The organism is Natrinema sp. 74 (genome assembly GCF_046097095.1).
In the GTDB taxonomy this organism is placed as follows: Archaea; Halobacteriota; Halobacteria; order Halobacteriales; family Natrialbaceae; genus Natrinema.
Genome location: NZ_CP175698.1, coordinates 1,232,208 through 1,249,663 on the forward strand (window position 1 = coordinate 1,232,208; position 17,456 = coordinate 1,249,663).

The following is a 17,456-nucleotide window of genomic DNA, read 5'->3' on the forward strand; positions in this document are numbered from 1 at the left end:
GCACGCTCGCTGCCACTTCTGGGTTCATTCGTGAAACTCGCGATCAGTACAGAGAGACGAATTACCGTGTATCGCTCACAGAGTCCGCCGTCCACGGGGGCTGCAAAAGATCGCCGATAGAAGCTACTCGGTACGTCGGATCGAATCCCTGTCGGTCGTCGTCGGGAGAAATCCAGACGGAATCGAGTCCGGCAGCGGTTGCGCCGGCGATATCCGTTTCCAGCGAATCACCGACGTGAACGGTGGTCGATGGGGAGACGTCGAGCGACTCCATCGCGCGTTCAAAGGGTTCTGAATTCGGTTTCGGCAACAGGTTACGACCCGCGACGACCGCCGTATCCGTCCACTGCTCGAGATCGACAGCACCGATCTTTCGCTGTTGGGCATCCCGTGCCCCGTTCGTAATGATGGCTACCTGGTACCGTCGACTGAACTCGTCCAAGACACGATCGGCTGACGGTAGTAATTCGACGTTCGACTGGTCACGCTCGTTGCTAAACGTATTCGCAACGTCTCGCCCGAGTTGCCGTTCGTATCCGTTCTCGGCGGCGAGCGCTGCAAAACATTCGGAACGAAGCGCCTCCATCGAATTACACTTCCTCGCAAATTCGTCGTACCGGGCGTAATACTCCTCGACAGAAAAGAGCGGTTCAACCTCGAGGATCTCGAAGGACGTCCGAAGAACCTCTGCGGGAGAGCGTTCGTACTGGACTAACGTATCGTCGAGGTCAAAGGTAACTGCCTCAATCTGACTTCTCTTTTCACTCATCATCCGTCTTCCGTCAGAATACTATTCTAATAGCCAACTGATAACGCTATGGTCAGCACGGCCACAACTAAAGGCACTCTCAGAGACTGTTCTCTGGAGTCTCGTAATAAAACACCGCGATTTCAGTGATAACTGACGTAGATAGCTATACGAACGGAATCTGCACACGAGGTATGAGATCTGACCGTCACATGACGAGTTCCGATGACGAACTGCTACCCGAGCACAGCAGTCTCTCGCTCGAGGAGTACGGCGAGTAGTCGGCTTCGCTGCCGCCCCACCGGAGCGTGCGGTCTGCGTCTGTCGAGCGTCTGACTGAGCTTCAAGGGTCAGAGCGTTGGCGTCGATAATATGGAACAGGACGTTCGCACCCCCGTAGACGCGGTCGCGACCACGGTAACGACGGCACAGCGACTCGGCCGACTGCTCGTCCCGCTCGCGATCGCCGCCGCCATCACCGGCGGCGGACTGCTCGTTTTCTTCGCGCTCGTCGCCGGAGTGTTGCTATAGCGCCTCGAGCGAGATTGGCCGAGTCAGTTCGTACTGATCCGATCGCGCGCGTAGCTGCCGGCCAGTCCGATGAGCGCCAGCGCCATCGCCGCCGCGAAGACGACGACGAACGCCGAGACCGGTTCCGAGACCGTCTCGAGCTCCCCGCGGACGAACTCGCCGGCGAGGACGACCGTTACGGCGAACAGTGCGAGCCCGCCGACGTTCGCCGACAGGGAGTTCGTCTCCGGGACGACGTCGGGGTCGTTCAGCAGAAAGAGGATCACAGCGATCGCGAAGGGCGTGCCGACGAGGCCGAACGCCAGCGTGAGTGCGAGCAGTTGGAAGAACGAACCGCCGAGGAACGCGCCGCCGGCGGAGACGAGCGCGACGGCGGCGACGGCGGCCCGGTAGCGGCCGTCGTCGGTGGAGCGTTCCCAGCCGAGTTTGTCGGCGAGCAGGTACGGCGGGACGATCGTGTTCCCGCCGAGCGTCGAGACGGCCGCGCCGAGGAGGCCGGCGAGGAACACCCAGGTGGCGTACGCGCCGGCGACCGGCCCGAGTGTTTGCGCGGCTCCGATGCCGTCGATCGTCGCGGGATCGACGCCGGCCGCCGGGAGGACGCTCGCCGCGACGAGGAAGACGCCGAGGCTGAAGACGCCGAACGCGATGAGCATCGAACTCACGACGTCGACCGCCGCGACGTCCGTGTCGCGGGCGGTCCAGCCGCGTTCGCGCATCGTGTAGCTCTGCATCGTCAGCAGCGTGATGTGGACCGCGCCGCCGAGGATGCCCGCGGCGACGAGCGCGCCGTCGACGCCCGCCGGAATCGCGGGAATCAGCCCGCTCGCCGCTGCCGCAGGATCGATCGGCACGACGAACGCGCTCGCGACGAACGCGACGACGACGATCGAGACCAGCAGTTTGGCCCCGAACTCCGCAACGCGGTACCCACCGCCGGCGAGCCCCAGCGCGAGGATGACCGCCCACGCGACGCCCCAGAATCGGGGGTCAGTCAGGGCCGCGACACCGACGCCTGCCTCGGCGACCATCGTCGCGCTGACCGACGCGAGCGTCTTCATGATGACGAGCTGGGCCAATCCTGCGGCGAGCAGCGCATCAATCACGAGCACCCATGCCCAGAACGAGCCGAGGTGGCGTTCTACGACCGAGACGAGTCCTGCCTCCGTGAGCAGTCCCAGCCGCATCGCGAGGTACTGGCCGACCGTCCCCAGCACCGCCGACAGGACGACGACCCACAGCAGGGCGTACTCGAATCTCGCGCCCGCGACGAGCAGGCTGCCCATCGTCGCCGGCCCCGCTGCAATCGCGCCGGCCACCCACGTCGGCCCCAGTCGCTCGAGCGCCGTTCCGATTCCTCCACGTCCCACCGACTGCTGTTCGGTTGCCATCGGGCACCCTTTCGAACTGCGATATATAACTCCGTGGTATTCTCGAGTTGCGGGCAGTCGAGCCCAGTCGTGACTCAGTCCGACTGCCAGTTCGGGTTCTCCCGTGGCGGACTGAAGATATCGACGCCGCGGACCGTCTCATCGCCGCGGTTCTCGGCCGCGTGAGATTCACCGCCGGGAATCGCGTAGGAATCGCCGGGTCCGCAGACGATTTCCTCGCCGCCGACGAGGAAAGTCAGTTCGCCCGCGACGATGAAGCCGGTCTGTTCGTGGGGGTGGCTGTGCTCGTCGACGGTCGCATCGGGTTCGATTTCGAAGTGCTGGACGTTCATCGAGTCGGTGCCGGCCAGCAGGGCCAGCCGGACGCCGTCGGCGGCTTCGGACGGGTCACAGTCGTCGAGGGAGACGCGTTCCATACGTCTCGAGAGGGGGCGGACGCTAATAGGTCCCCGCGTCGGCGGCGTCGATCGTCGGTCGCGTCGGGAGGCGGCGGAACTGACAGGCGGACGGTGTCTCGGCTCGAGACGAACGAGGGTCCCACCTATATCCCGCTGCTTGGTCGACATCGGTCCATGGAGGCGATGGTCATCACCGACTTCGGCGGGACCGACGTGTTCGAACGCCGCGATATCGATCGGCCGACGCCCGGCCCGACCGAACTGCTCGTTCGGGTCCACGCGTCGTCGGTCAATCCGGTCGACTGCAAGATTCGGCAGGCCGGTTCGTGGGCCGGCATCGAACCCCCGACGGTCATCGGTTACGACGTCTCCGGTGTCGTCGAGGCGGTCGGCGAGTCGGTGACGGAGTTCGAGGCCGGAGACGACGTCTTCTACACGCCGGAGATTTTCGGAGAGCAAGGAAGCTACGCGGAGTTCCACACCGCAGACGAATCGATCGTCGCCCGGAAACCCGACTCGCTGTCCCACACTGAGGCGGCGGCGCTCCCCCTCGCGGCGGCGACCGCCTGGGAGGCGATCGTCACCCGCGGCGACGTGACGGCCGGCGAAACGGTCCTGATCCACGGTGCAGGCGGCGTCGGTGCCCACGCGGTCCAGATCGCCGACGAGAGCGGCGCGACGGTGATCGCGACGGCGAGCCCGCAGACGGTCGATCAGACCGAAGAACTCGGTGCGGCCCGCGCCGTCGACTACGAGTCCGAGTCGTTCGCAGACGTGATCGATGCGGAGTTCGGCGGGGGAGTCGACCTCGTCTTCGACACCGTCGGCGGCGACACGCTGGTCGACAGCACCGGCGTGACGAATCCCCACGGCCGGCTGGTCACCGTTCTCGAGCCGGAGGGCGAGTGGGGAACCGCCTACCAGAAGAACCTCTCGGTCGAGATGCTGTTCCTCGAGCGAGACCGGCGACCGCTCGATGCGCTCCGTCGGCTGGTCGACGCGGGCCGCCTCGAGCCGGTCATCGATTCGGTGCATCCGCTGGAAGACGTCGCGACGGCCCACGAGCTGGTCGAGGGGAGCGGGCTCACCGGGAAAGTGGTGCTGGACGTCGCGGGCGAGTGACCGCGGTCACCGCGTCAGTATCCGGTTCCCGCCCGACCACGTTCGCTTCGGTTGCCGAAGGTTGAACTGCCGGGGTAACCGACTGTGAGCCATGTACGCCGTCGTCGGCTGTAGCGACTGTTCGAACCTCTGGATCATCGAGGGGCGATCCGAGACGACGCAGTGTCCTCGCTGTGGCGCGCGCAAAGCCTACGAGAAGCGCAAGAAGTTCGTCGAGACCGACGACGCCGCCCACGCCCGCGACGTTCGGGCGTCGATGCTCGCCAACCGGCAGGGCGAGGGCGAGGCCTTCGCGAGACTCGATTCGTTCGCGGACCTCGAGGACGACGTGGCCGACGGCGTCGTCGACGATCAAGAATACCTCGCGGAATCGGGACTCGACGTGAACGAGGTCGAGGCCGCTGGCGATCGCGATCCCCGCGGACCGAGCCGCAGCGGCAGCAAGAAAGAGATCGTGAAGGGGGCACTCGAGGCCCTCGACGAGCCGACCGAGGACGAGGTCGTCGACTACGCGGACGAGCGGGGCGTGTCGGCCGAGTACGTTCGAAAGTCGCTCGAGAGGCTGACGCGACGCGGCGTCGTCAGCGAGAGCCGCGGGCGGTACCGGCTCCTCTAGACAGTCCGGGCGAGCCCCGCGAAACCGCGTCCGGCGCGATCAGGCCGGCTGCCGCCAGCTCCACTCCGGTGTCCAGTCGAACAGCGTTTCGGCTTTCGCGGTGTCGATCAGCGACGTGTGGTCGCCCTCGCCGAGCGCGTCGCGGGTGTCGGCGTCGGGAAAGACCGTCGCGGCGAGTTCGCGGCTGGGCGCGTCGGCGCTCGTATCGGGTGCCGACACCCAGACGCGCTCGTGGCCGTCGAACGTCGCCTCGACGGTCCGCCGGACGAGGTCGACCGCGTCCGACAGGTGGACGTAACTGAACAGCGTGTTGCGCTGGGCGTGGAACGCGCCCGCTTCTCGCAACCCCGCCAGCGTCCGATCGGCCTCGCGGAACGTCTCTCGAGCCAGGTCGTCGTCGACGATCCACGGGAATCGAAGCGAGGTGATGGTGCGTGGCCGGTCCGCGGACCGCCGTGCGAACCCGTCGGCGGTGATTTCGAGGGTCTGCTTGCCGATCCCGTAGGCGGTCGACGGCCTGAGCGGGTGGGCCTCGTCGACCGGCAGGTAGTCGACGGCGATCGGCTCGGGTTCGTAACCGCCGCCCATGGCGCTGAGACTCGAGGCCAGCGCCACGGTGTCGATCCCGAGTTCGCCCGCGGCCTCGAGGACGTGGTAGCTCGAGAGCGCGTTGCTCTCGTAGGTCCGGAAGCCGGGCGTCGTCTCGGGCGTCGGGATCATGCCGAGGTGGACGACGGCATCGGCGTCGCTCTTCGCGAGCGAGCCGTAGACCTCGCCCGCGTCGAGCAGGTCCGTCGTGAGATAGGCGTCCGCCCGCTCCTCGTCGCGCTCACCCCGCGAGCAGTTGACGGTGCGGTGCCCCTCGTCGGTCAGGTGCGCGATCACGGACCGACCGACGCGGCCGTTGCCGCCGGTGACGGCGACGGTCTCGGTCATACGGTCTCTGCCCCGTACAGCCCCAAAACGGACGGGGGTGGCCCTGCCAGTGCGGACTCGAGCAGCGTCGCGGCAGGCGATTCGGTCGGTCGCTACCGACCCAGATCCTCGTGTGCGCTTGCGAGATGGCGCGAAGAGAGCGCGCCGAGTAAGGAGAGTTCGCCCGCCAGCGCGCCGACCGCGATGATCTCGGCGAGCGCGTCCGCGTTCGAGCCCGACGGGTCGCCCCCGCCCCGCAGCCCGAGGATCTCGAGCGCCTCGGCCTGTGTGGGGAGTTTCGTGCCGCCGCCGACGGTGCCGACCTCGAGCGAGGCGAGCGAGACGCTGGCGTAGAGGTCGGTGGTGCTGTCCTCGCGCTCGCGGGCGTCCATGGTCGTGATCGTATTCGCGGCCTCGACGACCTGGGCCTCGTCCTGGCCGGTCGCGAGGAAGGCCGCGCCGACGACGTTGGCAGCGTGGGCGTTGAATCCTAAACTGCCGGCTTTGGCGCTGCCGATCAGGTTCTTGCGGGTGTTGGCCTCGGCGATGGCGTCGGCGGTCGTGTGCAGCCGTTCCTCGACGAGTTCGCCGGGGATCACGGCGTCGGCGGTCACCGACCGGCCCCGTCCCTCGACGGCGTTGATCGCGGCGGGTTTCTTGTCCGAACAGAGGTTCCCCGAGAGCGCGACGAGCGAGGCCGGGGTCTCGGCCTCGACGACCTCGCAGGCCTCGCCGGTCGCGATCGTAGCCATGTTCATCCCCATCGCGTCCTTGGTATCGAAGGCAAAGCGCAGGAAGACGGAATCGCCGACGACGTAGGGCTCGATATCGAGCAGTTCGCCGTGGCTCGTCGTCGACTCGGCGGCCTCACGCAGCGTCTCGAGGTTATCCTCGACCCATTCGACGGTTTCGGCGGCCGCGGCGACGCCCTCGACCCGAAACACGGGGGCGCGGGTCATCCCGTTTTTCGTGACGCGGGCCTCGGCCCCGCCGGCCGAGCGGAGCACGCCCAGCCCGCGGTTGACCGACGCCAGCAGCGCGCCCTCGGTGGTCGCCAGCGGCAGGTAGTACTCGCCGGTAGCCGCGCCGCCGTCGGCCGATCCAGTCTCTTCGCCGTTGACGGGAACTGGGCCGACGACGCCCATCGGCACCTGCGCCGCGCCGATCATGTTCTCGACGTTCGGGTCCGCCTGCTCGGCGGGGAACGCGTAGTCGCCGATCGCCTCGAGTTCCGTGCCCGTCTCGCGCTCGATGAGCAGCCGGCGAGCTTCGGCCGCGGTGTCGTGGTCGGCGTGTTCCTCGAGTTCGTGGAGACGAAGGTCGCCCTCGCGCACCCGCTCGGCGAGGTCCTCGGGGTCTGTCATGCGTGGGTCGAGACGGGGCGAGGCCCTAACAGTTGCTGATTCGCGCGCGGCCACCGAGCGCCGGATCGCGCCGGCGCGGGCGCGGACAACGGCGGGACCGAGCCGAAGATGACGCGCCGCTCGAGACGGGTGCCGAGTGGCGGCTCAAATGCGGATCGAGCGGGGCGATTTTTGCCCCTGGGCAGTGACTGGCAGGGCATGGACGTTGGACTCATGGTAACCGACTTCGGTGACGCGGACCTCGCGGACGTGGCCGTCCGCGCGGAAAGTCGGGGTTACAACGCCGTCTGGGTCGGCGAGCTCTGGGGTGCCAGCGGCGTCGTCCAAGCGACCGAGATGGCCTGTCGGACCGACGAGATCGACATCGGCACCGCGATCCTGAACGTCTACTCGCGCTCGCCGGCCGTCCTGGCGATGACCGCGGCCTCGCTCGATGACGCCGCCGACGGCCGGTTCACGCTCGGACTCGGGACGAGCACGGCGACGGCGGTGGAGTCCCTCCACGGCATGTCGTTCGACCGGCCGGTGCGCCGGGCCCACGAGACGATCGAACTGCTCCGCGCGTTCACCGCCGGCGACGGCGAGCCGGTCGACTACGAGGGCCAACTGCTCGCGTCGTCGTCGTTCCCCTCGCTCGAGGCGTCAGTGCCGATCTACCACGCCGGACTCGGGCCAGCCAACCGCCGCGTCGTCGGCCGGCTTTGTGACGGCTGGATTCCCCACAACATCCCATTTTCGCGGCTCGACGAGGCCTTCGAGGAGGTCGCGGCGGCCGCGCGGGAACGCGGCCGCGACCCCGACGCGATCGAGATCGCGCCGTACGTTCCGTCCGCGGTGAGCGACGATCCCGAGGAAGCGCGCGACACGCTCCGCCGGCACATCGCCTACTACGTCGGCAGCGGCGAGGGCTACCGCCGAGCGGTCGCGACGGAGTTCCCAGAGACGGCCGATCGGATCGCCGAGGCGTGGCGCGACGGTGAGAGACGGGCGGCCGCGGGCGCAGTGACCGACGAGTTGCTCGCCGATCTCGGCGTGGCGGGGACGCCCGACGAGGCCCGCGAGCAACTCCGGACGCTCGTCGCCGAGACGGGGATCGAGCACCCGATCGTCGTCGTCCCGGAACCCGCCTCGAGCGAGGTGACGGAGGCGACGATCGAGGCGCTCGCGCCCGAGAACGTATAGCGGTCGCGGCGGCGTCCCGTCGCTCGGGGGATCGAGACCCTTGCGAATCCGCGGTCGGTGTTTTTGCAGTCGACGGGCGACAACTCGAGCGCGCGGAAACAGCTATGAGCACGAGCTATACCGATTTCATCGGTGAGGTACAGCACCGGATCGAGGCCGGCCGGCGGGCCGAGGCCGTCCGAACGACGCGGGCGGTCCTCGAGACGCTCGGCGAGTGCGTTCAAGAGGGTGAAGCGACCGACATCGCGAGCCCGCTCCCGATGGAGATCGATCGGTACCTGCTGGCCGCCGATCACGGCCAGCGCTATGACTACGACGAGTTCGTCGACCGGGTCGTCGAACGGCTGAACTACGACGATCTGGCGCTCGATTCCGCCTACGGCGCGCCGTCGCCGGTCGATACGGGCGAGGCGGTCTACCGGATCAAGGCGATCACGGAACTCCTCGACGAACACCTTCCCGGCAGTGAGCTCGCCGACATCGAAGCGCAACTGCCAGACGACTTCGGCGACATGTTCGAGTTCATCGACGCGGAGACGAAGCCCTGGGAGGAGGCCTGATACTGCAGACCCCTCTCCCCAGGGCACCCGCCCGACGGGAGGCAGAGAGAACGACCGCGAACGTCGTCGGCGGCCGGCCGACACGAGACGCGTTGGATATACAAACGGTGTCGCCGTATTCCCCGATAATGGGGCTTCACAAGAACAAGTGGCTATGGCTGTCCGTGTTGGGCGCCCTCCTCTCCGGAGGCCTGTTGCTCGTCGTCGTCGGCTATCTCGCGCTGGTCGTCTATTCGGGGCTCGCGACCGGGGCACCGATCGCGGCGACGCTGCTCGAACTCGCACTTCCCGTGCTCGCGGCCGTCACCCTCCTGATGGCAGTGCTGGCGGTCTCGAGCGTCGGCGCACTGTGGGTGTTCGCCCGACACGCGTCGCTGCCACGGAGCGAACGGGCGGCGTCGGCGGCCGAGCGCCTCGAGCGCGAGTACTCCCCGCTTCGCACACTCGGGCTCTCCGAGGTCCTCTCGCCGCCGGAGCCGTCGGCCGAAGAGCGAGCCGACCGCGCGCTCGCCGAGTTAAAAGAACAGTACGTCGACGGCGAGATTTCCGAAGCCGAGTTCGAGCGGCGCGTAGACCGCCTCGTCGCGAACGAGTCCATCGACGAAGCGCGGGCCGCCCGCGAACGGCGACAAGTCGTCGACGAAACGTCGTAAAACGGCTCTCCGAGGGCGGCTACTCGGTATCGGGCTCGAGGTAGGGGATCTCTCGTTCGATGCGGTCGCGTTCGAAGTAGAGCCCCTCGACGGTGACCATCGCGATGGCGATCAGCACGACCGCATAGAACGTCTCTCGTTCGGCGGTGTAGAGGTGATAGAGCATCAAGACGAAAAAGAGACCGGCCCCGATCGTCCCGATCACCGGCCAGACGGCAGCGATCCGGTCCGCGTCGCGACGGGTGACCGCGAGCGCGCTCATCGCGCCGAAGACGACGATAAACGACAGTGACGCAAAGGAGGTGATCGCCGAGAGACTACCGTAGGCGGTAAACGCCGCCGTAATCCCGCCGAGGAGGAGTAGCGTCCGGGTCGGAACGCCGCTGGCGCTCGAGTCGCCGGCCCGGTCCGGTAACAGATCGTCGGACAGCATCCCCTTGGCGAAGTATCCCGCGGAAAAGAGCGTCGCGTTGATCGCGCTTCCGGTCGAGAACAGCGCCGAGAGCGAGATGATAATCGCGCCGACGCTCGCCAGCCCGGCGACGCCGCCGATCGTCGAGGCGGCATCGACCAGCGCGGTGTGGGGGTTGCGCTGGACGGCCTGCGGGGCGAGGTTGTAGGTCACAACTCCTACGATTACGTAAATGGACACGGCGACCGGGATCGCGATCGCGATCGCTTTCCGGAGCTCCGCGAGCGGGTTCGCCATACTCTCCTGATCATAGAACAGCAGCTGCCATCCCTGGAAGGCGACGAACGAGACGGCCGCGGCCATGATCGGATGAAGCGACGTGAACTGTGATACGCCGAGGTCGACTGGATCGGACGAGACGAACAGCGCGTACGCCAGTCCGCAGACGCCGAACGCGAGGAGGACGAGGACTTTGACGGACGTGAGGACGTTCTCCGCAGATCCGGTCGCGCGTGCGCCGAGCAGGTTCAGCCCGACGAATCCCGCGACCACGAGCACGGAGATAATCGGCCGAAGCGGGAGTCCCGCGAGCCGGCTCGGAACACCGGGAAGGGCGATCGAGAACTCGGCGAACGCGAACGCGTACATCGCCATCGAGCCGAGATAGCCGACGAGCAACGTCCACCCGATCATTCCGGCAAGCGTCGAGTTGCCAGTAAACGACTGGACGAACGTGACCGAGCCGCCACCGTCGCTCCCGCCGTCGGTGACGAGTTCGTTCAATCGAACGTACGAGTAGGCCGCACACGATGCGACAACCCCCGCCAACAGGAAGGCACCCCACGTCGCCGCACCCGTTATCTGGGTCACGATACCGAGAACGGCGTAAATTCCACCGCCGATCATCCCGCCGAGCGCCATCGCCACCGCTTCGGTGAGTCCCAGGCTCCCGTCGCTCATGAGACATCGACGGTTCGTGGGCGAGCGAGGTATACGTGTTCCCTGTATTCGAACGACCCATCCGGGACTCGGTCCGCGAGCGGATCGATTACTCGAGGTCGACCTGTCGGCCCGTCTCGGCCGACTCGTAGGCGGCCTCGATCGCGCGCAGATCGGCAAGCCCGTCTTCGCCGTCCGGTTCGGGGTCGGTCCCCGTCAGCACGCAGTACCCGAAGTAGTCGAACTCCTCGCAGACCTCGTCGATCCGCGGGCCGGTGTACTCCATGCGCATATCGCCGCTCTCGACGACGATCTCCTGGGGCACGACGCCGCCGAAGGGCGACTCGATGTCGATCATCCCCTCGGTGCCGACCAGTTCGAGGATGCTGCGGGCGTGGGCGTCGAAACTCGCCGTACACGAGGCCGTCGCGTCGGTCTCGTACTCGAGTTGAAAGGCGACGTGTTCGTCGACGGTCGCGAACGGGCCGCCACTCGAGTGCGTCGTCGCGAAGACGTCCGTCGGCTCGCACTCGAGGATAAAGCGGATCGTGTTGAGGGGATAGACGCCGAGGTCGACCAGCGCGCCGCCGCCGGCGAGGTCGGGGTCGAGCCGCCACGTGTTGGGGCTCGCGTGCTCGAGCAGCGGGTGCGAGAACCCGCCGTGGACCTGGACGACGTCGCCGATGACGCCGTCGCGGACGAGTTCCCGCGTGCGCCGAACCGTCGGCTCGGTCTGGAGCCGGTAGGCCGTCATCAGCGTCACGCCGGCATCGGCGCAGACGTCGACGACTGCGCGGGCGCGCTCGGCGGTGGTCTCGAGGGGTTTCTCGCAGATGACGTGTTTGCCGAAATCGGCCGCGGCGGTCGCGTACCGGCCGTGGAAGGCGTTCGGCGTCGCGACGTAGACCGCGTCGTAGGCGTCGCGGGACTCGCCCGCGAGAAAGGCCTCGTAGTCGACGACGGTGTCGACGCCGTACTCTTCGGCGACATCGGCGACGCCGTCGGGCGAACCCGTGACCAACACCGTCGTCTCACAGTAGTCGCCGTCCGCGATCGCGGGGAGCGCGCGCTGGCGGGCGAACCCGCCAATTCCGACGACGGCCACGCGGACCGTTCCCGCGACCGATTCGCGCTCCCAGTCCCGTCGCGTGAAGTTCGAAAAGGCGTCCTCGAGTGGCATACCGGCCGTACGGTTCGAGGCGAAAAGGCCGCTATTGTTCGCAACAGAGACGTTCGTCTGTCGTCACCTGTCGCTGCCGGTGACAAACGACCGTTGCGTTTTCGATCGTTCCACCAGTCGATGGTATTCCCCCAGTAAGGGGTATCGAAGGAAAAAGTTATTCAATAGTCCCCTCCGATATGTGATCAACCACAGGTGACGTGATATGGTCGAAATGGAAACGGCGGAGCTGGAGACCGATTTGAGTCTGTTCAAATACGACACCCTCGAGCAACTCCCGTCCCGGTATCGAGACCTCGAGGAGGCAGAACGGACCGAACGCATCGAGGCGGCGCTCGAGGAACTCGGCGACGACGTCGTGATCTTGGGCCACAACTACCAACGGCGAGAGATCGTCGAGCATGCCGACTTCATCGGTGACTCCTATCAGCTCTCGACGGAGGCTGCCGAGGCCGACGCGGAGTACGTGATCTTCGGCGGCGTGACGTTCATGGCCGAGAGCGCGGACATCATCACGGACGACGATCAATCGGTGATCCTCCCGAGCATGGAGGCCTCGTGTCCGATGGCCGGGATGGCCGAGGCCCTACAGGTCGACAGCGCGTGGGCCGAGATCACCGCGGCCGCGCCCGAGGCCGACATCGTCCCGATCACCTACATGAACTCCTACGCAGACTTGAAGGCGTTCTGTGCGAGCCAGGGCGGGCTCGTCTGTACCTCTTCGAACGCGCACAAAGCGTTCGAGTACGCCTTCGAGAAGGGAGACAAGGTCCTGTTCCTCCCCGACAAGCACCTCGGGGAGAACACGGCCCACCGGCTCGGCATGGAAGACGAAATCGCCGAGTGGGACCCCTGGGACCCCGAGGGCAAGGACGCCGACGAGGTCGCCGAGAGCGATATCATCCTCTGGGACGGCTACTGCCAGGTCCACGAGCGCTTCCGCGAGGAACACATCGAGCGGGTTCGCGAAGCGAACCCCGGTGCAAAGGTGATCGTCCACCCCGAGTGCCGACGCGAAGTCGTCGAGGCGGCCGACGTGGCCGGCTCGACAGCGACGATCTGCGAAACGGTCGCCGAGGCCGATCCCGGCGAGACGTGGGCCATCGGTACCGAGATCCACCTCACGAACCACCTCCAGCGGTGGCACCCCGAGGTGAACGTCGTCCCGCTCTGTGGCGACGCCTGCATGGACTGCAACGCCATGCGCCAGATCGACCCCAACTACCTCACCTGGGTGCTCGAGGAACTCGCCGAGGGCCGGGAACACAACGTGATCGAGGTCGCCCCCGAGGAGAAGGAACTCGCGGGCGTCGCGCTCGATCGGATGCTCGAGATCTGACCATGACCGAAACCGACACCGGCACGGCGACGACGACCGAGGGTGAGACGACCGACGTGCTCGTCGTCGGCAGCGGCATCGCGGGCTGTGCGGCCGCCCTCGCCGCGGCCAGAGCGGGCGCGTCGGTCACCCTCCTGACGAAAGCGACGAAGCCCGACGACGCCAGCACCGACTGGGCGCAGGGCGGTATCTCGACGACGCGCGGCGACCCCGAGTCGCTCAAGGAGGACATCATCGACGCCAGCGATGGCACCGCCGATCCAGACGCCGTCGACGTACTCGTCGCAAACGCCGACGACGCGGTCGAGGACGTGCTCATCGACACGCTCGAGGTCGGCTTCGACGAGACCGACGGCGGCCTGGACTATACACGCGAGGCCGCCCACTCCGAGCATCGCATCCTCCACGTCGACGCCGCGACGGGGACGCACATCCTCCGGCCGTTCCTGAACCACGTCGACGACCACGAGCGGATCGAGGTCCGGCAGGACACGGCCGCGCTCGAGTTGATCACCGCCGAGGGGCGCGTCCACGGCGTCGTGAGTGACCGCGAGGGGCCACGCCCCTCGGAAGACTCGAGCGGTGCGAGGCGCGAACGAAGTGAGGGCCTCGATGAAGCGAACGGTGAAACCGTGAGCGGGCAGCGCCCACGAGAGAGCGCGCCGACGGGGCAGCCGATCTACGCCGGCGCGACGATTCTTGCAACCGGCGGAATCGGTGCGCTCTACGGCCGGTCGACAAACCCAGACGACGCGACCGGCGACGGGATCGCCATGGCTGCGCTCGCCGGGGCCGACGTCGAAGATCTGGAGTACGTCCAGTTCCATCCGACGGCCTATGCCGGTGAGGACCCGTTCCTGCTCTCGGAGGCGCTTCGGGGCGAAGGGGCCGTCCTCCGCAACGGCGAGGGCGAGCAGTTCATGGACGACTATCACCCGCAGGGAGATCTGGCACCCCGTGATGTCGTCGCGCGCGCGGTCGAAACGGAACGCGAGGAGACGGGCGCGGTCGTCCTGGACGTGAGCCCGCTCGAGTTCGAGGCCGAGTATCCAGGTATCGCCGAAAAATGTCGCGACCGCGGGATCGAAGGCGACGAGATCCCCGTCGCACCCTGCGAGCACTTCCTCTGTGGCGGGATCGACGTCGACGAGCGCGGCCGCGCCTCGCTCGACCGGCTCTACGCCGTCGGCGAATGCGCCCGCACCGGCGTCCACGGCGCGAACCGGCTGGCGAGTACGAGCCTGCTCGAGGGGCTCGTCTGGGGCCTACGTGCGGGCGAAAACGCTACCGGATTTGACCCCGAGATCGTCGAAGCGCCCGAACTGCTGAACCGCGACCCCGAACTGCCCGAGCGCTTCGCCGCCGAGAAGTTCACCCGGTTGCGACAGACGATGGACGAGTCCCTGGGTCTCGAGCGCGACCCCGACGAGATCGCCCGCGCGAGTAGCGTCCTCCGGCGGCTCAAAGGCGAAGTCGACGCCTACATCCGCACGCGGACGGCCCGGGAGCTCTACGAACTGCGTAACGCCAGCGTCACCGCGCTATTGATCGCCCGCGCGGCCGGCGAGAACGACGAATCGGTGGGCTGTCACTACGTCGTCGAGGGCGACGAGTCGACGGCCGAACCGACCGCTAACGACTAAGATGATCACCGACGCACAGGTCGAACGCTGGCTGCGCGAGGACGTCGGCCACCACGACGTGACGAATCAGGTACCCGGTGAGACGACCGGCCGGCTCGTCGCCAAGGAATCGGGCGTCGCCGCCGGCCTTGAGGCCGCGGCGGCCGTCTTCGACTACCTCGACGTGGCCGTGACCGACCGGCTCGAGGCGGGAGCCGAAATCGAACCCGGTGACGAACTGCTCCGGGTCGTCGGCTCGGCCCGCGAGGTGCTTCGGGGCGAGCGCGTCGCGGTGAATCTCGCGGGCCACGCCTCGGGGATCGCGACGCGGACCGGCGAGGCGGTCGAACGGGCGCGGACGGAAGCCGACGACGTTGCGATCGCCGCGACCAGAAAGACCACGCCCGGGCTGCGCGGCCTCGAGAAACGGGCCGTCGTGGCGGGGGGCGGCGACACACACCGGCTCGATCTCTCGCACATGGTGATGATCAAGGACAACCACATCGAAGAGCTGGGACTCGAGGAGGCCATCGATCACTTCCGGGAACGGACCTCGTTCGCGACGAAGCTCGACGTGGAGGTCGAGACCGTCGCGGACGCGCCGCGGGCGGCCGCCGCGGGGGCCGATATCGTCCTCCTCGACAATATGACGCCCACAGAGACGCGGGCGGCGGTGGACGAACTCGCCGACTACGAGGGCGTGCTGGCCGAAGCCAGCGGCGGCATCGGCCTCGCGGACGTGCCCGCGTACGCCGCGACGGGCGTCGACGTAATCTCGATGGGATCGCTGACTCACTCCGCGCCGTCGCTGGATCTGTCGTTCAAAACGGGCGAGTAGCGCCCCGCACCTACTCCACGCTCCACTCCCTACTCTGCACTCCACTCCTTGACGTCCGACTCCTCGAGAGACACTCCTGAAACGTCTATAGGTTTTATAGACCAGTAGCATAAACAAGTGAATATAGCCATGGCTGATAGAAGCCAGATCAATATACGGATCGACTCTGACAAGAAGAAAGAGTGGGAGAAGCACGTTGACGAATCAGATGAATACAGGTCACTCACTCATTTCATCGAGAAAGCAGCAGCAAGAGAACAGAGTGGGAGAGAGGCCTATAGTGGCTCACCAACAGTAGATGGTGAGATAGATGAATTGAAAGACGAAATGGGTGATATTCGTAATCTCATCAAAGGCTTACAGAGTGATATAGACGATCTGAGTCAACTGAGTGAAAGAGCTATTGAACAGTCCCAAGATACTCGAGAAACGGACACAGAACGCTATCAGACTGTTCTAAGCCATGTCCCTACAGAGAAAAAGACTTCTTCTCCCACAGGGGGACAAGTCTCTCGTTCAACCACGGACATGATAAGAGAGAAAACTGGTTACACTCCTTCAGCAGTTGATTACTATCTTGAGCTTGGTATAGAGGAAGAAGATATTTCTAAAGATACTGTTGATGGAGTTACTGTTTATTGGAAAGAAGGTGAACAATGAATCTCCGTGAGGAATTTTACGATGATATGGAGATGGAATTGGCTGAACATACATATAGGGGCTATAAAAGAGAGATTGATGTGTTCTCACAATGGATATTGGATAAGAGGGGGAAAGATGATCTGGAAAACGTCTCTGACAGGGATATAAAGTATTATCTCAACCATCTGTCGGATGAAGGATATGCTACATCTACAATCAAAACCCGATATACTGCTATTAGGAAATTTTATTCTTGGTTAGAGAAGTTACATGCAAACCCATCAGTAAGATTCGAGTTGGAGAATAAAGAGTGGGAAAGTCCTTGCAATTTCATTGACATTGGCAGCCTCAATGTTTTCAAAGGCAATGGTGAATCAATGAAGGAAAAACATGCAGGAGAAAATGTCAGTCTCTCTCAAGAGAAGATAGAGTTGCTGATTGATAACGTTAGCAATCCTACAACACGTAACGAGCTTCTGATTGCCCTGATGTATGAGACAGGAATGAGACGACATGAAGCGAGAGATGTGAGGTTACGAGACATAGAGATTGAGAGTGGTAGAGTGAAGATCTATGACTCCAAAACCGACAGTACAAGGATGGGGGCATTTGATTCGAGAGTCAAGTCTCTACTTAGAGACTACATCCATTATGGAAACAGAGATACTTTCAAAAAATCCTCTAATTCTGATTATCTATTTCTCTCGAGACAGTCAGAAAAGATGAATGTGAAACAAATCAATAGGACAGTGAAGAAAGCAGCAGAGAACGCTGGCCTACAAGAGAAAGTTGGTGAGGATCAACAGGGTAGACCTCGATACTTAATCACTGCTCATACCCTCAGAAAGAGTTTCGCCATGAGTTGTTTGGAGAATGATATCAGTGTGAGAGAGATTCAAAAAGCATTAGGACATAGTGATATTCCAACCACAGAGGATTATCTTGGTTTAGATCAAAGAGATGTAACGAATACTTTAGAAAAGTTTGGGCCAAAACTCGAGTGA

General features: G+C 64.8%; 18 protein-coding genes. 11 read left to right on the forward strand and 7 right to left on the reverse strand.

Annotated features, from left to right (window positions below):
- Nucleotides 1-61 precede the first annotated feature (61 nt).
- Nucleotides 62-772, reverse strand: coding sequence for an HAD family hydrolase (locus ACJ70B_RS06115; RefSeq protein WP_408959529.1), 711 nt, complete (start codon nt 770-772; stop codon nt 62-64).
- 348 nt (nt 773-1,120) lie between these two features.
- Between ACJ70B_RS06115 and ACJ70B_RS06120 the strand changes: the two genes are divergently transcribed.
- On the forward strand, nt 1,121-1,279 hold the full coding sequence (locus tag ACJ70B_RS06120) for a hypothetical protein (protein WP_408959530.1): 159 nt from the start codon (nt 1,121-1,123) through the stop codon (nt 1,277-1,279).
- Between the two features lie 23 nt (nt 1,280-1,302).
- Here ACJ70B_RS06120 and ACJ70B_RS06125 read toward each other — a convergent pair whose 3' ends face one another.
- Complete coding sequence (locus tag ACJ70B_RS06125) at nt 1,303-2,670, reverse strand: NRAMP family divalent metal transporter (protein ID WP_408959531.1); 1,368 nt, start codon at nt 2,668-2,670, stop codon at nt 1,303-1,305.
- Between the two features lie 74 nt (nt 2,671-2,744).
- A complete protein-coding gene (locus ACJ70B_RS06130) occupies nt 2,745-3,086 on the reverse strand; it encodes a cupin domain-containing protein (protein WP_408959532.1) in 342 nt (113 codons plus the stop codon).
- A gap of 156 nt (nt 3,087-3,242) precedes the next feature.
- On the opposite strand from ACJ70B_RS06130, the gene ACJ70B_RS06135 reads away from it, so the two are divergent.
- Entirely contained in the window at nt 3,243-4,190 is a 948-nt protein-coding gene (locus ACJ70B_RS06135; protein WP_408959533.1) for a zinc-binding dehydrogenase, read from the forward strand.
- A 91-nt stretch (nt 4,191-4,281) separates the two neighbouring features.
- Entirely contained in the window at nt 4,282-4,806 is a 525-nt protein-coding gene (locus ACJ70B_RS06140; protein WP_408959534.1) for a DUF5817 domain-containing protein, read from the forward strand.
- A gap of 39 nt (nt 4,807-4,845) precedes the next feature.
- Here the strand turns inward: ACJ70B_RS06140 and ACJ70B_RS06145 are convergent, their stop codons facing one another.
- Both ACJ70B_RS06145 and hmgA read right to left on the reverse strand, forming a co-directional pair.
- Entirely contained in the window at nt 4,846-5,742 is an 897-nt protein-coding gene (locus ACJ70B_RS06145) for an NAD-dependent epimerase/dehydratase family protein (protein WP_408959535.1), read from the reverse strand.
- A gap of 92 nt (nt 5,743-5,834) precedes the next feature.
- On the reverse strand, nt 5,835-7,085 hold the full coding sequence (hmgA, locus tag ACJ70B_RS06150) for a hydroxymethylglutaryl-CoA reductase (NADPH) (RefSeq protein WP_408959536.1): 1,251 nt from the start codon (nt 7,083-7,085) through the stop codon (nt 5,835-5,837).
- A 198-nt stretch (nt 7,086-7,283) separates the two neighbouring features.
- Here hmgA and ACJ70B_RS06155 point away from each other — a divergent pair, with 198 nt between their 5' ends.
- The 3 genes from ACJ70B_RS06155 (at nt 7,284) to ACJ70B_RS06165 (ending at nt 9,480) form a co-directional block, all read left to right on the forward strand.
- A complete protein-coding gene (locus ACJ70B_RS06155; protein ID WP_408959537.1) occupies nt 7,284-8,267 on the forward strand; it encodes an LLM class flavin-dependent oxidoreductase in 984 nt (327 codons plus the stop codon).
- A 104-nt stretch (nt 8,268-8,371) separates the two neighbouring features.
- Nucleotides 8,372-8,827 (forward strand): DUF2267 domain-containing protein, encoded by a 456-nt coding sequence (locus ACJ70B_RS06160; RefSeq protein WP_408959538.1) that lies wholly within the window; start codon nt 8,372-8,374, stop codon nt 8,825-8,827.
- 128 nt (nt 8,828-8,955) lie between these two features.
- Nucleotides 8,956-9,480, forward strand: coding sequence for an SHOCT domain-containing protein (locus ACJ70B_RS06165; RefSeq protein ID WP_408959539.1), 525 nt, complete (start codon nt 8,956-8,958; stop codon nt 9,478-9,480).
- Between the two features lie 19 nt (nt 9,481-9,499).
- On the opposite strand, the gene ACJ70B_RS06170 is transcribed toward ACJ70B_RS06165, so the two are convergent.
- Both ACJ70B_RS06170 and gfo6 read right to left on the reverse strand, forming a co-directional pair.
- Nucleotides 9,500-10,852 carry an APC family permease gene (locus ACJ70B_RS06170; protein WP_408959540.1) on the reverse strand — a complete coding sequence of 451 codons (1,353 nt, stop codon included), beginning with the start codon at nt 10,850-10,852 and terminating at the stop codon, nt 9,500-9,502.
- Between the two features lie 88 nt (nt 10,853-10,940).
- Entirely contained in the window at nt 10,941-12,011 is a 1,071-nt protein-coding gene (gene gfo6 / locus ACJ70B_RS06175) for a D-xylose 1-dehydrogenase Gfo6 (RefSeq protein ID WP_408959541.1), read from the reverse strand.
- Nucleotides 12,012-12,216: 205 nt separating this feature from the next.
- On the opposite strand from gfo6, the gene nadA reads away from it, so the two are divergent.
- The 5 genes from nadA to ACJ70B_RS06200 all read left to right on the forward strand — a co-directional run bounded on the left by nadA (nt 12,217) and on the right by ACJ70B_RS06200 (nt 17,456).
- Nucleotides 12,217-13,350, forward strand: a complete 1,134-nt coding sequence (gene nadA / locus ACJ70B_RS06180; protein ID WP_408959542.1) for a quinolinate synthase NadA — start codon at nt 12,217-12,219, stop codon at nt 13,348-13,350.
- 2 nt (nt 13,351-13,352) lie between these two features.
- Complete coding sequence (locus ACJ70B_RS06185) at nt 13,353-14,993, forward strand: L-aspartate oxidase (protein ID WP_408959543.1); 1,641 nt, start codon at nt 13,353-13,355, stop codon at nt 14,991-14,993.
- 1 nt (nt 14,994) lies between these two features.
- Entirely contained in the window at nt 14,995-15,810 is an 816-nt protein-coding gene (nadC, locus tag ACJ70B_RS06190) for a carboxylating nicotinate-nucleotide diphosphorylase (protein ID WP_408959544.1), read from the forward strand.
- Between the two features lie 129 nt (nt 15,811-15,939).
- Nucleotides 15,940-16,470, forward strand: coding sequence for a hypothetical protein (locus ACJ70B_RS06195; protein WP_408959545.1), 531 nt, complete (start codon nt 15,940-15,942; stop codon nt 16,468-16,470).
- Nucleotides 16,467-17,456: a tyrosine-type recombinase/integrase gene (locus ACJ70B_RS06200; RefSeq protein ID WP_408959546.1), complete on the forward strand. Its 990-nt coding sequence runs from the start codon at nt 16,467-16,469 to the stop codon at nt 17,454-17,456. Before ACJ70B_RS06195 ends, ACJ70B_RS06200 begins: the two co-directional genes overlap by 4 nt.

Bases quoted from the DNA above. Each gene is read 5' to 3' on its own strand.
- ACJ70B_RS06170 (WP_408959540.1), bottom strand. From the start codon at position 10,852: ATGAGCGACGGGAGCCTGGGACTCACCGAAGCGGTGGCGATGGCGCTC.
- ACJ70B_RS06155 (WP_408959537.1), top strand. From the start codon at position 7,284: ATGGACGTTGGACTCATGGTAACCGACTTCGGTGACGCGGACCTCGCG.
- ACJ70B_RS06140 (WP_408959534.1), top strand. From the start codon at position 4,282: ATGTACGCCGTCGTCGGCTGTAGCGACTGTTCGAACCTCTGGATCATC.
- gfo6 (WP_408959541.1), bottom strand. From the start codon at position 12,011: ATGCCACTCGAGGACGCCTTTTCGAACTTCACGCGACGGGACTGGGAG.
- ACJ70B_RS06160 (WP_408959538.1), top strand. From the start codon at position 8,372: ATGAGCACGAGCTATACCGATTTCATCGGTGAGGTACAGCACCGGATC.
- ACJ70B_RS06195 (WP_408959545.1), top strand. From the start codon at position 15,940: ATGGCTGATAGAAGCCAGATCAATATACGGATCGACTCTGACAAGAAG.
- ACJ70B_RS06200 (WP_408959546.1), top strand. From the start codon at position 16,467: ATGAATCTCCGTGAGGAATTTTACGATGATATGGAGATGGAATTGGCT.
- ACJ70B_RS06135 (WP_408959533.1), top strand. From the start codon at position 3,243: ATGGAGGCGATGGTCATCACCGACTTCGGCGGGACCGACGTGTTCGAA.
- hmgA (WP_408959536.1), bottom strand. From the start codon at position 7,085: ATGACAGACCCCGAGGACCTCGCCGAGCGGGTGCGCGAGGGCGACCTT.
- nadC (WP_408959544.1), top strand. From the start codon at position 14,995: ATGATCACCGACGCACAGGTCGAACGCTGGCTGCGCGAGGACGTCGGC.
- ACJ70B_RS06115 (WP_408959529.1), bottom strand. From the start codon at position 772: ATGATGAGTGAAAAGAGAAGTCAGATTGAGGCAGTTACCTTTGACCTC.
- nadA (WP_408959542.1), top strand. From the start codon at position 12,217: ATGGTCGAAATGGAAACGGCGGAGCTGGAGACCGATTTGAGTCTGTTC.
- ACJ70B_RS06185 (WP_408959543.1), top strand. From the start codon at position 13,353: ATGACCGAAACCGACACCGGCACGGCGACGACGACCGAGGGTGAGACG.
- ACJ70B_RS06165 (WP_408959539.1), top strand. From the start codon at position 8,956: ATGGGGCTTCACAAGAACAAGTGGCTATGGCTGTCCGTGTTGGGCGCC.
- ACJ70B_RS06130 (WP_408959532.1), bottom strand. From the start codon at position 3,086: ATGGAACGCGTCTCCCTCGACGACTGTGACCCGTCCGAAGCCGCCGAC.
- ACJ70B_RS06120 (WP_408959530.1), top strand. From the start codon at position 1,121: ATGGAACAGGACGTTCGCACCCCCGTAGACGCGGTCGCGACCACGGTA.
- ACJ70B_RS06125 (WP_408959531.1), bottom strand. From the start codon at position 2,670: ATGGCAACCGAACAGCAGTCGGTGGGACGTGGAGGAATCGGAACGGCG.
- ACJ70B_RS06145 (WP_408959535.1), bottom strand. From the start codon at position 5,742: ATGACCGAGACCGTCGCCGTCACCGGCGGCAACGGCCGCGTCGGTCGG.